This window comes from Maribacter sp., from assembly GCF_049667165.1.
GTDB lineage: Bacteria > Bacteroidota > Bacteroidia > Flavobacteriales > Flavobacteriaceae > Maribacter_A.
On the sequence record NZ_JBATHS010000148.1, the window covers coordinates 1 to 13826 of the forward strand.

Consider the following 13826-nt stretch of genomic DNA (forward strand, 5'->3'; position numbering starts at 1 on the left):
TGAAAGATGAAATCTTAGTGTATAAAAACGATTTTTATCACGGAGTAGTTTTATTGATCAAAAAGTTGTTTATGCTATAATCATTTCAAAAATGATATGCATAAGAGCCACGCCCACAACGTGGCTCTTTTTTTTGCTATTTTCATGGTCTATCAAAAACCAAATGCATCTCTTTTACAAAAAATGCGCCCAGGATGATTTGGATCAACTGGTCCAAATATCCAGAACTACTTTTTGCGCTGCCTTTGAGGCTGATAATAACCCAGAAGATTTTAAAACCTATATCGATTTTGCGTTTCATAGGGATAAACTAACCGATGAATTGAATGATCCCAACACTTCATTTTATTTTGTATATCAAAAAAATGAACTTGTGGCCTACTTCAAGTTGAACGAAAATGGAGCCCAGACTGACTTGAAAGGGGAGGATTCGATGGAGTTGGAACGTATCTATGTGCTTACCGATTTTCAAGGCAAAGGCCTTGGCAAATGCATTTTGCAAGAAATAAAAGGTAGAACAGCCAAAATGGCCAAGACGTTTCTCTGGTTGGGGGTTTGGGAACACAACATAAAAGCGATTAAATTCTACGAAGAAAACGGATTTTATAAATTCGGAACGCACCCCTATTATATCGGAAAAGACAAACAAATGGATTGGCTAATGCGATTTGATTTGATTAACTTCAACAACGATTAAATCCATTTTAAATGCGTACAATAAAGCTACTTTTTTTAATCCTTTTGGGTTCCTGTTCCTTAGTTGCACAAGATAATTTTTACTTCCCGGAGCGAAATGCCGAATGGGCGGAAAAACCTTCCAATGATTTCAACATTAATGCGGACAAACTCAGCGAAGCTCTTGATTTCGCAAAGAACAATGAATATTCAGGCGACCGGGATTTGAGGATTGCCATTTTAAAGGGGTTCGAAAGGGAGCCTTTTCATGAAATTTTGGGTCCGACCAAAAAACGGGGAGGACCGGCCGGAATGATTCTTAAGAACGGCTATGTTGTCGCCACATGGGGGGACACCAAACGGGTCGACATGACCTTTAGTGTCACCAAGAGTTTCCTTTCCACCGTTGCGGGATTGGCTGTAGACACTGGCCTTATCACCGATACCAACGAGAAGGTGGGGCAATCTATTTGGGACGGCACTTTTGAGGGCGAGCACAATGCAAAAATAACTTGGGAGCATCTATTACAACAGAACTCCGACTGGTCGGGCGAACTTTGGGGAGGTAAGGATTGGGCCGATAGACCCCCTCAAGAAGGAGGGGTCGACGATTGGAAGTTCCGAACCCTGAATGAACCGGGAACCGTAATGGAATATAATGATGTTCGGGTAAATGTCTTGGCATATGCCCTTACCCATGTATGGCGGAAGCCACTGCCCATGGTGCTCAAAGAAAACATCATGGACAAAATCGGGGCCTCAACCACCTGGCGGTGGCATGGGTATAAGCACGCCTGGACGGAAATAGATGGCTTTCGAATGAAGTCGGTCACAGGAGGAGGACATTCAGGAGCCGGACTTTTTATCAATACCGAGGATATGGCCCGTTTTGGACTTTTGTTTTTGAACAAGGGAAAATGGAAGTCAGCACAGCTGATCAGTGAATCATGGATTAAAAAGGCGATTGCACCTTCAAAACCGAATGTTAATTATGGGTATATGTGGTGGTTGAACAAAAAAGGACCCCGTCATTGGGAAGGGTTGTCGGAAAACCTGTATTACGCAGCAGGATTTGGGGGTAATTTCATCGTCATAGACCAGGAAAATGGGTTGGTCGTGGTTACCCGCTGGTTAGAACCCGACAAAATTGGGGAATTCATGACCTTGGTGAACGCTTCCCTACCTTAGAGGTTCCGTAGAATTTCTGTGGCCTTTTCCAGCGTTTCCCGGGTTTTGGCAAAGCAAAATCGCAATACCTTGTTATCCAAATCCGCTACATTGAAAACGGATATGGGAATACTTGCCAGTTGATGTTCCACAATCAATCTTTTGGCAAAATCAACATCGCCTTCCTCCGTAATAGGGGCATATCCGAGCAACTGAAAATAGGTGCCTTGGGAGGGCACCACGGTAAACCGCGACCCTTTGAGGGCATTGAGAAAGAAATCGCGCTTCTCTTGATAAAAATCATTCAGTCCTAAGTAATGTTGAGGTTCTTGAAGATAGGTGGCCAAAGCATGTTGCACAGGGTGATCAACAGAGAACACATTGAACTGATGGGTTTTCCGAAATTCATGCATCAATTCGGCCGGTGCGGCACAGTAGCCGACCTTCCAACCGGTCACATGGAATGTCTTACCAAAGGAGGAGCAAACAAAACTTCGGGAGGCCAAATCATCAAATCGGGAGGCACTTTCATGGATACGACCATCAAAAACAATATGCTCATAGACCTCATCGCTTATAACGATGATGTTTGTGCCAACGAGGCTTTTTTGAAGCTCAAGCATATCTTCCTTGGATAGTATCGTGCCACTGGGATTATGGGGGGTGTTGATAATCACCATTTTGGTCTTTGGGGTAAGCTTTTCCCTAAAAGCGGACCAATCCACCTTAAAATCCCCCTCTAGTTGTATATAGATGGGAATACCCCCATTCACTTCGACGGCGGGTTCATAACAATCATATGCAGGTTTAAAGACGATGACTTCATCCCCTTTGGCAACAAAGGCCGTGATGGCTGTAAAAATGGCTTCAGTAGCGCCTACGGTTACCGTTATTTCACGTTCTGGATCGTATTCGCGATGGTGTAGTGTCGCGATCTTGGTCGCAATGACCTCCCTTAATTTGGGCAACCCCGCCATGTGGGCATATTGATTATGGCCCTCATGCATGGCTTTGGAAACCAAATCCAGTAGCTTTGGGTCAGGGTCAAAATTCGGGAAACCCTGGGATAGGTTGATGGCGTCGTACTTTTTTGCCATTTTGCCCACGGTAGTGAAAATCGTGGTTTTCACCTTGGGGAGTTTGGAATTAATGGTATGTGGATAGTTTGGCATAAATAGGTTCTAACTCCATAAAAATAAGAAAACCAGTTCGGTATTACGCTACGGTTGCCCTAAATGGGTAATCACTTTTTGCAAACACCCTTCCAAATCCTTTTTTATTTCTTTTTCCCAAAAACGGAATACGGTATAGCCAAGATTTTTGAGTTCCGTATTTACTTCGACGTCCCGTTGTCTGTTCCGTTCGATTTTGGCAATCCAGAAGTCCCTATTGGTTTTTATTTTCGGTTTGCGCTCTTCCCAATTATAACCATGCCAAAATTCACCGTCTATGAATACAACGGTTCTGTATTTGTTCAAGACAACGTCTGGTCTTCCGATCAATTTCCTAGAATCGATCCGATAGCGATAACCGGCGGCCCATAGGGCCTTTCGGAAAACCAGTTCGGGTTTCGTATTCTTACCACGGATCTTCCCCATGATCTTGGATCTTTCGGGGGTGGTATAAAATCCGGATTCCTCATTGAACCGAGGGACTTTTATGCGATTTTCAGGATAGGATTTGGCCATTCTTAAAGATAAAAAATCCCATCCGAAACCGGATGGGATTGTCTATAAATCGTCAGTAGCTCTATTAGAACTTGATAAGATTGGCTTTCACCAATTCCCGGTTCATGCGGGCAATATTCTCTAAGGAAATCCCTTTAGGGCATTCCACTTCACAAGCCCCGGTATTGGTACAGTTACCAAAACCTTCCAAATCCATTTGTGCCACCATGTTCTTCACGCGGTCAGCAGCTTCAATCTGTCCTTGTGGTAATAGGGCATATTGTGAAACCTTGGCCCCTACGAACAACATGGCCGAAGAGTTTTTGCATGATGCAACACAAGCCCCGCAACCAATACAGGTAGCGGCATCCATAGCCGTATCGGCGGCATGTTTGGAAATGGGTATGTTGTTGGCATCCTGTGTGTTCCCTGAGGTATTTACCGAAATAAATCCACCGGCTTGTTGTATCCTATCAAAGGCAGAGCGATCCACGATCAAATCCTTGATCACCGGGAATGCCTTGGCGCGCCACGGTTCAATGGTAATGGTATCCCCATCCTTAAAACTACGCATATGTAATTGACATACGGTGATTTCCCTATCAGGACCATGGGCCCGACCGTTGATAAACATGGAGCACATACCACAAATTCCCTCTCGGCAATCATGATCAAAAGCAATGGGCTCTTCATCTTTATCGATTAGATCCTGGTTCAAAACATCCAGCATTTCAAGAAAAGACATATCTGGAGAAACATCGTTAAGATGATAGGCTACCATTTTGCCTTTCACTTTTGCATCTTTTTGACGCCATATTTTTAAGGTTAACTTCATAGGTTTCCTATTTATAACTTCTTTCTTTAACTTCTATATCATTGTACTGCAACTCTTCTTTATGGAGGGCAGCATCACTGGGTTCCCCTTTATATTCCCAAGCAGCAACATATTGGAATTCTTTCCTTCGTTGGGCTTCGCCCTCTGCGGTTTGGTATTCTTCCCTGAAATGCCCACCACATGATTCTTCGCGGTGCAAGGCATCTTTGGCGAATAATTCACCCAATTCCAAGAAATCGGCAACACGACCTGCTTTGGCCAATTCCTCATTATATTCATCGGCGCGTCCAGGTATCTTAACATCCTGCCAGAATTCTTTTCTTAGGGCTGCTATTTCCGTAATGGCTTCTTTTAAGTCTTTGGCATTACGGGACATACCGCATTTGTTCCACATGATCAGCCCCAATTTTTTGTGGAAATGATCTACAGAGTATTTACCGTTGTTGTTGATCAATTTATCCAAACGCTCCGTAACATAGTTTTCTGAAGCTTCAAATTCTGGGGAATCCGTAGGAATAGCTCCCGTTCTGATATCATCGGACAAATAATCCCCAATGGTATAGGGCAACACAAAATAACCATCGGCCAAACCTTGCATCAATGCGGATGCTCCTAGTCGGTTCGCCCCATGATCGGAAAAATTCGCTTCCCCAATGGCATATAGACCGGGAACCGTGGTCATCAAATTATAATCGACCCAAATACCACCCATGGTATAATGTACCGCTGGATAGATCATCATAGGGGTTTCATAAGGATTTTGATCAACGATCTTCTCGTACATCTGGAAAAGGTTGCCGTATTTACTTTTTATCATCGCTTTTCCCAATTGGGTCACAAGGGCGGCATCATTTTCATCCAATCCTTTTACATGGGCTTGCTCCTTACCGTACCGTTGAATGGCTGCGGCAAAATCTAAATAAACAGCTTCCCCTGTGGCATTTACCCCATGTCCGGCGTCACATCGTTCTTTGGCTGCCCGTGAGGCTACATCACGTGGCACCAAGTTACCGAAAGCAGGGTAACGACGTTCCAAATAATAATCCCTCTTTTCTTCTGATAATTCGGTAGGTTTCATTTTTCCTTCCCGAATGGCCTTGGCATCTTCCAAAGTTTTGGGAACCCAAATTCTACCATCATTACGAAGAGACTCTGACATCAAGGTTAATTTTGACTGGTGGTCTCCACTTACTGGGATACAGGTCGGATGTATTTGGGTATAACATGGGTTGGCAAAGAAGGCCCCTCTTTTATGGGCTTTCCAAGCAGCTGTCACATTGCTTCCCATGGCATAGGTAGACAGATAAAATGCATTACCGTACCCGCCGGTTCCTAAGACAACGGCATGTCCTGAATGTCGTTCAATCTCACCGGTAACCAGGTTACGGGCAATGATCCCCCGTGCTTTGCCATCAACGATGACCACATCTAACATTTCATGGCGATTGTACATTTTTATTTTTCCACGCCCTATCTGACGATTCATGGCAGAATAGGCACCCAATAACAATTGTTGTCCGGTTTGGCCTTTGGCATAGAAGGTTCTGGATACCAATACGCCCCCAAAAGAACGGTTGTCCAACAATCCGCCATAATCTCGGGCAAAGGGCACGCCTTGGGCCACACATTGGTCAATAATATTCACAGATACTTCCGCCAGGCGGTATACGTTGGCTTCCCGCGAGCGATAATCCCCTCCTTTTACGGTATCATAAAACAAACGATAGGTAGAATCCCCATCACCTTGATAATTCTTGGCCGCGTTTATCCCTCCCTGTGCTGCAATGGAGTGGGCTCTACGGGGTGAATCCTGAAAACAAAAGGCCTTTACGTTGTACCCCAGCTCTGCCAAGGAAGCAGCAGCTGAACCCCCCGCTAAACCGGTGCCCACAACGATAATATCGATCAGTCTTTTGTTGGCAGGGTTTACAAGATCTATTTTGTCCTTATAAGTAGTCCACTTGTCCTTAATTGGTCCTTTCGGCACTTTTGAGTCTAATACAGACATAGGTAATGGTATTAATGGTTAAAATGATGGAAAAGGGCAACAATAATAAATCCTAATGGAATCAATATAGAATAGGCCTTGCCAATATTTTGAACTGTTTTTCTTCTTCCCATGGTCGCTCCAATGGATTGGAACGCAGAGGTGAATCCGTGTAACAAATGCAGCGCCAATAAAATAAAGGCGATGACATAGGCACCAACACGCAGGGGATTTTCAAATTTATGCACTAATTCTTCATAATAGCGGTACCCCTCCCCATCGGATAGTAGTCCCGACATATCGCCTTGAAGGTATTTCACGTTCATTTCAGGAAGCCAAAAATCAATGAAGTGCAATACAAGAAATGCCAAAATCACAGCACCACTTAAAAGCATATTCCTACTCATCCAGGATGAATTGGCTGCGCCATTGTTCTTAGCGTATTTCACTTGACGGGAACTTTTATTTTTCATTTCAAGGATAAAACCCATCACAAAATGAAAAATCACCCCGAAGATCAATACCGGCTGCATCGCAAACTGAATCAATGGATTTGTACCCATAAAATGGGAAAGCTCATTAAAAACGTCTTTACTGAAAACGGATGTAATGTTTACTGAAACATGAATGATTAAAAAAATAATCAGGAAAAAAGCAGAAAGAGCCATGGCATACTTTCTACCTATTGAAGAATTAAAGAACCCGCTCATTGGTAGTTGATTTTGGGTGCAAATTTACTGCAATGGCAAAATATGAACAAACTTTGAAGAACTTAAATTGACTTTTTTAGGCTCATTTTAAGGATAAAAAATAATCTGTTTAAAGTTTAATGACCAAATAGCCCGATATATAAAGATTGCTTAAACAAGGACATCGACCTGATTTGCGCAAATTTTGATTGTAAATTGATGTATTGATCGACCATAAAGTACAGACGCAAGCTTAATAGAAGGTCGCGGTAACGCGGTGTTTCGTCTGTAGGAATAAACCAACCCCTTCTATGTTAGTGTTTGTATTTTTGGGGCATCATTTTTTTATTAGGCAGTTTCTTTTTTTTCAACGATCTTACCCTAGGCAAAATCAAAGGACATGGATATTGGACTGCTTTCTGTAAGTATGAATGTGTATTCCACAAAGCGTATTGCGGAAGAAGCTGAAAATTTGGGGCATTATATTGAATTGATAGATCATACCAAATGTTCCGTCAAATTGGGGGCCGGCAAGCCAAAAGTGTATTATTTCAATGAGAACATCACCGATGCCTTCGATGCCATTATTCCAAGAATAGGCTCAAAGGTCACCCGGCATGGTGCGGCCATCGTAAAACAGTTCGAAATGAACGGGGTATTCAGTACGGCTCGTTCCCTAAGCATTATCAGGGCAAGAAACAAGGTGCGCACCCTACAGATATTGTCGCGAAAGCATATTCCCATACCAGAAACACTCTTCTCGATCAATCCCGATGATATTTCCGAACAGATCGAACTTTTGGGAGGGCCACCTGTGATCATAAAACTTCAGGAAGGCACACAGGGGCTCGGTGTCATTTTGGCCGAGACCAAGAAATCGGCCAAGTCGATTATCGATACGTTTTATAAGATGGATACGAGTATCCTTATTCAAAAATTCATCGAGGAATCGAACGGGGAGGATATCCGTATTTTTGTGGTGGGCAGCAAGGTGGTGGCCAGTATGAAGCGCATTAGTGATGTTGGGGAGTTCCGTTCCAACGTGCATCGGGGTGGATTGACCGAACCGATCACGCCCACGGCCAAAGAACTGCACATGGCATTGAAAGCCACCAAATATCTAGGGTTGGGCGTGGCAGGGGTAGACATCATCCGTTCCAAAAAGGGACCCTTGCTCATTGAGGTAAATGCTTCCCCAGGGTTACAGGGGATCGAGGCGGCTACCGGCGTGAATATTGCCAAGGAGATAATTTTGTTCGTTGAAAGAAATGTTTCGAGAAAAGGAAAATAAAAACATAGCGATTGGCGGGGAAACCGTGGCTCCTGGGGAAGAAAAACTGGTAAAGATCCAGATCGACAGGCTTCCGACCGGCACCCTGATCGATATACCGGTCTATGTATTCAATTCAAAACAACCGGGCCCGACGGTTTTAATTCAGGCCGGTTTGCATGGCGATGAGATCAATGGGATCGAGATCGTACGCCGTATGTTGCAAGAAAAAAGGTTCAAAATCAAAAAGGGGGCCATCATTGCGGTACCCATATTGAACATTTTCGGATTCATCCACTTTTCCCGGGATGTACCCGATGGAAAGGATGTTAACCGAAGTTTTCCAGGGACAAAATCGGGCTCCATGGCGAGTCGTATTGCATATCACTATGTTTCAGAGATTATGCATCAGATGGATGTTGCCATCGATTTGCATACAGGCGGTGCCCAACGACATAATTTCCCCCAAATACGTTTTACCCAGGAAGATGCCAAAAGCAAGGAATTGGCCGAGGTCTTTAATGCCCCATTTTCATTCCCCTCCCGTATGATAAAAGGGTCATTTAGGAAGGCCGCTTTTCAATTGGGTAAACCCTCCCTGGTTTTTGAGGCCGGGGAAAGCATGCGGTTCGATGAGTATTCGATTTTGGAGGGCATGCAGGGTATTTTGAACGTTTTAAAACATTTTAAGATGATCCCGAAAATAGAACCGATGTATGTTGAACGCACGGAATCGGTATTCTTGGCGAATCGCAAATGGCTTCGCGCCCCCACAGCGGGCATGTTCATTCCTGAGATCACCAATGGGAGTGAAGTGCGAAAAGGGCAGGAAATGGGACTCATTACCGATACCTATGCCAAGCGCAGCAAAAAAATAAAAGCCCCTTTTGACGGATTTGTTTTCAGCATCAATCATCAGGCGGTGGTCAACCAAGGCGAAGCCCTTTTTCATGTGGGCATGCCGTTCTAGTCATTTGCTTTTTGCTAATCCGTACTTCGTGCGGAATCCACCTGGATGAAAATCAACCTCCCCTTTCTTCCGCTGATGCGGAATTCATTCCCCTCCCCATCTGAGGAGGGGAACTAAAAGATGAAAAGACAAAAAACTTCGTGCCTCGCGAAGACGTTTAACAAACTGATGGGTCTGTTTTTCATTCTAAAACTGAAATTACCCAACTCTGGAAGGACTTTAGACGATGTTTTACGCCTGAAAATCGATTCGATCCTATTATCGATGGGAAAACAGAACGGGTACCACAGACTGAGCGGTCGGTTTAGGAGAACTACCGGTTTTTCACTTTTCTGCTAGGGGGTTATGATTATTTTTGCCCGTCAGGTGTGATATCCTCCAATTGAATGGATAGCGCCTTGGTCGATAATTGCACTTCGATCAAAGAAAGGATCAAGGAAATCATCAAGGCCAAGAGGCTAATGCCGAAAACCAGGTTCGCCCAAAATTCCAGTTCTATATAAATAAGGAACATGGTGACCACCGCGAATAGAAAACTCAAGATGGCCACCGCCTGCATGTTCTTGATGATCGAAAGGCGCAGGCGTAATTTCTTGACTTGTAGCCCTAGTGCCGGAGAGGCTGTTTCCTGGAATTTTTGGTGCAATTGCCGGATCAGGGCGGCAATCGCCAAATATCGGGCATTATAGGCCAACATCGATAAGGAGATTGCAGGGAAGAGCAGGGCGGGAATGCTTAGGGTCAGTTGCATGTTATTCTATTTTAAAATCACGAATGTTCGATTGGTCTGCTGTGGGAAAATCAGATGGAATGGGAATCGTAACCTTTCCGGTAGCGGCCCATTCCGCACTCCGGAGGATGGTGGTGATAAATCCAACACATTGTACCGAATAATCCGCATGTCCTAAGATGGAATGAAAAATACGACCCTTGCCGTAGTGCAAGACCATCATGGCGGGTTCGTGGCGGCCAGAACCATCCTGTTCCTCAGCGGCATAAGCAGTTGCCAAGACCTCCATATTTTCCGCCGGGCCCCGTAATTGTTGGTAAAGTTCGTCTTTGGTGTGCAACCATTTTTCGGGCATCCCCTTGGTTATCGGATGTTCCGTATTTCGTAATTGGATTTGATATTCGTGCTGAGGTCCGTGGGCACCAGCATTTCCAGGGGTCATATCCCGTATTAGCTCGTCCGTGTCATTATAATAGACATAAGGGCCGTCTTTTTCGCTTCGGTCTCCCCATCCGCCCAAACCGATCATCAGGTTATAGGCAGGCCATTCGGGAAAGGAATTGTCCGCGGCATGAAAAACGACCAAACCACCCCCATTGTTCATATAGGCTTCAAAGGATTTTTGGGTTTCCTTGGGCCATGGGGCGGCATTCCATCCGAAATTGCATATAACGACATCATAGTTGGAAAAATCAGGGGAATACGAAGGATCCGCTTTGGGTTTGTCCAAAATTTCGGTGTCAGGAATCCCTTCGATCGCAAAATCGGTAAGATAGGCTTCCCCTTTCCAGGTATAGGCCGTGCGTTTTACATCGGCCTTGAACAGTCCGGTTTCTTCCAGATACTGTTTGAGCATATAAGTGATCTTGGGCCATTGGTCATGATTGTTCTGTCCATCGATGATCAGTGCCTTTAATTTCGTAGTTGGGGTGCTGGCATCTTGCTGGGCCATGGCATTGAAAGTGAAAATAACCGATAGGCATAGGATGCCGTATTTTATACACATGATAAGCTGCTTTTTAAGCGATTAAAAGTAAGGTTTGGTTTGACCATTCACAAGATTTTGAGGTTATTTTCCGTTATTATCAAATCATCGATGTTAATCTATAAATAATATGAAATCGATATTTAATAGTATAAAAAAATAATAAAATAGAAATAAATAAGTTAAATTTATAGATTATAATCAACTAAAACCTTACAAATGGAAGCGTATTTGCCGTTAATCATTCAACTGGTATCTGGGGCCCTAGGGGGCAACTTGGCCGGAAAACTATTAAAGAACATGTCCTTGGGCACCCTGGGCAATTCCATCGTCGGAATCTTAGGCGGGGGACTTGGAGGTCAGTTGCTTGGCATGTTGGGTATTGGTGCTGGCGCTGATGCCGGGGCCATGGACATGGCAGGAATTATAGGCAGTGTTGCCAGCGGTGGTGTTGGTGGCGGTGTTTTAATGGCCATTATTGGGATGATTAAAAATGCCATGGCCAAATAAGACAACATAATCAACTAAATTTGAAAAAGGGACTAATTTATTTTAGTCCCTTTTTTTGTCATTTCGTATTGGGTACGGAATCCATCTTTGTGATGATTATGGATTCCTGTCTTCACAGGAATGACAACATCACAGGAATAACAAAATAATGAAGATTCTCGGAATCATTGTAGCCAACATTAAGGAGTTCGCTTCGTTCCTCGCGAAGACGAAGACAGGAATGACAGGGAGAAATTATTCCCCCTTTGAAGGCCTGTGCTGAGCTTGTCTAAGTAGGGTTAGGGGGATGTAAAAACTACATTTTCGCCATTCCATACTCGGAACGTAATCCACATGGTTGAAATTCAACCTCTCCTTTCTTCCGCTGATGCGGAATTCATTCCCCTCCTCATCTGAGGAGGGGAGCTAATAAAGGAAAAATTATAAAGCTTAAGGCAAATTAAAGTGAATGCACCTTTGTTTTAATGCCAAAAATAATGAGATCGCCCTCACTAGCGTCAGCCCAATATCATTAAATTAATTGATTTCGATGTCTGGTCGAGCGCAGTCGAGACCTCCTTATATGATCAAGTATATAGTTCTCGACTGCGCTCGACCAGACATTTGCGCACATGACCGTATTAACTTAATGACATTGATCGCCTGCACTAGGCGGGTAGGCTTCTAACCTCGCGAAGACGATGGCTTCTTAAAAGTTCTCTTTTCTTTATCTTAGCACAAACATCCCAGACCATGTATAAATTGTTTTTTCCCCTCTTGTTCATGCTCTCCACATGCGCAACGCAGAACTATGAAGTCGCCCAGATAAAAACACCCCAAGGGGAGGTCCTGATCTGGCTGTATGACGAAACCCCGAACCATAAACAAAGTTTTCTGCAATTGGCCAAGGAAGGCTATTGGGATTCCTTGACGTTCAATAGGGTCATCCCCGATTTTGTGGCCCAAGGCGGGTGCCCCGATACCCCGGAAGGATTTACCGATCCCGAATATTTATTGAAACCGGAGTTCAACGAGAACTTGTTACACGATTACGGGGCCGTAGGCGCCGGTAGGGATAACAACCCGGAGAAGCTCTCGGCCCGCTGCCAATTTTATATTGTGCAGAACAAAGAGGGCGTCCATCGACTGGATGGCGACTATACCATTTTTGGCAAGGTCATCAGGGGTATGGAGGTCGTCGATGCCATCGTGAACAGTCCGAGGGATTCTATTGATGCACCCTTGACGCCCATCCCTATGGATGTCAATATCATTCGTATGAACGCCACCGAACTACAGGAATATGCCGTAATTAAATAGCTTTTTCTTTAGTTACGATTTGATTTTTTTATCCGTCTGGATTTGGATCTTACTATTTTTCAATTGGGCGTTCAATCGTTTTACTTCCACCTTCATAAATTTTTCAAAGCGCTCATTGGCATTTTCCAAGCGGGTATTGAAAATGGCCTGCACCTCCCGCTGTTGGTCGGTGGGTCTAAAATCCACCCCATTGGCACCGATATCACTGGCCAAGGCACTCAGCCGCCCATACAGTTTCATAGGAGCCCTAAAAGCATCTTCCCGTGCCCCCGTCAAATGGATGTCATACAAGGCCCCGGCTATGTTTTGGGCTTTGGTACGTAACGCATTCGCCTGTTGTTTGTCGTTTTCCCGCTTCAGGCTGGGAATAATGTCGTTCAACTCGGCCCGCAGGGCTTCAATATCATTGATCATGGTCACGGCAAGGTTCATGGCATCCCGCAATTCCAACGAAAAGGCCACTTGCTCTTTGAGGTCTTCCAAGGAACCCTCTGAGGAAGGATCTTTCAATACCTCCACCTCACGCACATATTCTTCCTCCCCGATACGGAGTTTTACTTTATAGGTATCGGGAACGACCCGGGGCCCGAATTGCCCCCGCCATAGGTCCAGATCCCAGGTGACGAGAGGGCGCCAACCTTCCCCATTGAGCTGTACCCAGGGCCTTCCGGGAGGGGTGGACTGTAATCGGGGTTTATAGGTAGGTTCGTACCGCAGGTCCCATTGGGTGCGGTGTACTCCCTTTTCGTTTTCGCCTTTTAAGGTCCGGATGATTTCATTATTGGCATCCAAGATTTCTATTTCCACCTTTTGATCGGTGCTATCTTTTAAATAGTAGTTGATCCCCGCCCCATAGGCCGGATTTCGTCCTGAATTGTTACTGGGCCCATCGGTCTTGATGCTTTGCTTGTCATGAAAACGGTAGGCGGGGCGAAGGCTGAACAGATGCGCTTTTTTGTCCTTGGCATCGAGATCGAATTCCCGCAAGGGGGAAATATCATCCAGAATGTAATACCCCCTTCCGTAGGTACCCACGACCAAA

The 13826-nt window shown here is 44.7% G+C and carries 13 protein-coding genes and 1 pseudogene; 6 read left to right on the forward strand and 8 right to left on the reverse strand.

Going from position 1 to position 13826, the window contains the following annotated elements; translation table 11 throughout:
• Nucleotides 1–91: 91 nt before the first annotated feature.
• Both WBM98_RS07595 and WBM98_RS07600 read left to right on the forward strand, forming a co-directional pair.
• Nucleotides 92–697 (forward strand): GNAT family N-acetyltransferase, encoded by a 606-nt coding sequence (locus WBM98_RS07595; protein ID WP_424365422.1) that lies wholly within the window; start codon nt 92–94, stop codon nt 695–697.
• 11 nt (nt 698–708) lie between these two features.
• Complete coding sequence (locus WBM98_RS07600) at nt 709–1863, forward strand: serine hydrolase domain-containing protein (protein ID WP_424365423.1); 1155 nt, start codon at nt 709–711, stop codon at nt 1861–1863.
• On the opposite strand, the gene WBM98_RS07605 is transcribed toward WBM98_RS07600, so the two are convergent.
• The 5 genes from WBM98_RS07605 to WBM98_RS07625 all read right to left on the reverse strand — a co-directional run bounded on the left by WBM98_RS07605 (nt 1860) and on the right by WBM98_RS07625 (nt 7041).
• Nucleotides 1860–3014, reverse strand: coding sequence for a methionine aminotransferase (locus WBM98_RS07605; protein WP_424365424.1), 1155 nt, complete (start codon nt 3012–3014; stop codon nt 1860–1862). The two genes, WBM98_RS07600 and WBM98_RS07605, sit on opposite strands and share 4 nt — an antisense overlap.
• Before the next feature lie 48 nt (nt 3015–3062).
• Nucleotides 3063–3530 carry a very short patch repair endonuclease gene (locus WBM98_RS07610; RefSeq protein WP_424365425.1) on the reverse strand — a complete coding sequence of 156 codons (468 nt, stop codon included), beginning with the start codon at nt 3528–3530 and terminating at the stop codon, nt 3063–3065.
• A gap of 64 nt (nt 3531–3594) precedes the next feature.
• Nucleotides 3595–4344 carry a succinate dehydrogenase/fumarate reductase iron-sulfur subunit gene (locus WBM98_RS07615; RefSeq protein WP_424365426.1) on the reverse strand — a complete coding sequence of 250 codons (750 nt, stop codon included), beginning with the start codon at nt 4342–4344 and terminating at the stop codon, nt 3595–3597.
• 7 nt (nt 4345–4351) lie between these two features.
• Entirely contained in the window at nt 4352–6352 is a 2001-nt protein-coding gene (locus tag WBM98_RS07620; RefSeq protein ID WP_424365427.1) for a fumarate reductase/succinate dehydrogenase flavoprotein subunit, read from the reverse strand.
• An 11-nt stretch (nt 6353–6363) separates the two neighbouring features.
• The gene (locus WBM98_RS07625; RefSeq protein ID WP_424365428.1) at nt 6364–7041 is read right to left on the reverse strand and encodes a succinate dehydrogenase cytochrome b subunit; all 678 of its coding nucleotides are present in this window, start codon (nt 7039–7041) and stop codon (nt 6364–6366) included.
• Nucleotides 7042–7420: 379 nt separating this feature from the next.
• Between WBM98_RS07625 and WBM98_RS07630 the strand changes: the two genes are divergently transcribed.
• Complete coding sequence (locus WBM98_RS07630) at nt 7421–8311, forward strand: RimK family alpha-L-glutamate ligase (RefSeq protein ID WP_424365429.1); 891 nt, start codon at nt 7421–7423, stop codon at nt 8309–8311.
• Entirely contained in the window at nt 8289–9260 is a 972-nt protein-coding gene (locus WBM98_RS07635) for a succinylglutamate desuccinylase/aspartoacylase family protein (RefSeq protein ID WP_424365430.1), read from the forward strand. Before WBM98_RS07630 ends, WBM98_RS07635 begins: the two co-directional genes overlap by 23 nt.
• Nucleotides 9261–9609: 349 nt before the next feature.
• Here the strand turns inward: WBM98_RS07635 and WBM98_RS07640 are convergent, their stop codons facing one another.
• Nucleotides 9610–10011 (reverse strand): DUF2721 domain-containing protein, encoded by a 402-nt coding sequence (locus WBM98_RS07640; protein ID WP_424365431.1) that lies wholly within the window; start codon nt 10009–10011, stop codon nt 9610–9612.
• 1 nt (nt 10012) lies between these two features.
• Nucleotides 10013–10996: a ThuA domain-containing protein gene (locus WBM98_RS07645; protein WP_424365432.1), complete on the reverse strand. Its 984-nt coding sequence runs from the start codon at nt 10994–10996 to the stop codon at nt 10013–10015.
• A 198-nt stretch (nt 10997–11194) separates the two neighbouring features.
• Here WBM98_RS07645 and WBM98_RS07650 point away from each other — a divergent pair, with 198 nt between their 5' ends.
• On the forward strand, nt 11195–11485 hold the full coding sequence (locus WBM98_RS07650) for a hypothetical protein (RefSeq protein WP_424365433.1): 291 nt from the start codon (nt 11195–11197) through the stop codon (nt 11483–11485).
• 732 nt (nt 11486–12217) lie between these two features.
• A complete protein-coding gene (locus WBM98_RS07655; RefSeq protein WP_424365434.1) occupies nt 12218–12784 on the forward strand; it encodes a peptidylprolyl isomerase in 567 nt (188 codons plus the stop codon).
• Nucleotides 12785–12796: 12 nt separating this feature from the next.
• On the opposite strand, the pseudogene WBM98_RS07660 reads toward WBM98_RS07655, so the two are convergent.
• Nucleotides 12797–13826, reverse strand: a pseudogene (locus tag WBM98_RS07660) (glycosyl hydrolase); the annotation flags it as partial.

Coding starts and splice junctions, on each gene's coding strand:
- WBM98_RS07625 (WP_424365428.1), bottom strand. CDS start 7,041: ATGAGCGGGTTCTTTAATTCTTCAATAGGTAGAAAGTATGCCATGGCT.
- WBM98_RS07635 (WP_424365430.1), top strand. CDS start 8,289: ATGTTTCGAGAAAAGGAAAATAAAAACATAGCGATTGGCGGGGAAACC.
- WBM98_RS07620 (WP_424365427.1), bottom strand. CDS start 6,352: ATGTCTGTATTAGACTCAAAAGTGCCGAAAGGACCAATTAAGGACAAG.
- WBM98_RS07605 (WP_424365424.1), bottom strand. CDS start 3,014: ATGCCAAACTATCCACATACCATTAATTCCAAACTCCCCAAGGTGAAA.
- WBM98_RS07645 (WP_424365432.1), bottom strand. CDS start 10,996: ATGTGTATAAAATACGGCATCCTATGCCTATCGGTTATTTTCACTTTC.
- WBM98_RS07650 (WP_424365433.1), top strand. CDS start 11,195: ATGGAAGCGTATTTGCCGTTAATCATTCAACTGGTATCTGGGGCCCTA.
- WBM98_RS07595 (WP_424365422.1), top strand. CDS start 92: ATGATATGCATAAGAGCCACGCCCACAACGTGGCTCTTTTTTTTGCTA.
- WBM98_RS07610 (WP_424365425.1), bottom strand. CDS start 3,530: ATGGCCAAATCCTATCCTGAAAATCGCATAAAAGTCCCTCGGTTCAAT.
- WBM98_RS07600 (WP_424365423.1), top strand. CDS start 709: ATGCGTACAATAAAGCTACTTTTTTTAATCCTTTTGGGTTCCTGTTCC.
- WBM98_RS07655 (WP_424365434.1), top strand. CDS start 12,218: ATGTATAAATTGTTTTTTCCCCTCTTGTTCATGCTCTCCACATGCGCA.
- WBM98_RS07640 (WP_424365431.1), bottom strand. CDS start 10,011: ATGCAACTGACCCTAAGCATTCCCGCCCTGCTCTTCCCTGCAATCTCC.
- WBM98_RS07630 (WP_424365429.1), top strand. CDS start 7,421: ATGGATATTGGACTGCTTTCTGTAAGTATGAATGTGTATTCCACAAAG.
- WBM98_RS07615 (WP_424365426.1), bottom strand. CDS start 4,344: ATGAAGTTAACCTTAAAAATATGGCGTCAAAAAGATGCAAAAGTGAAA.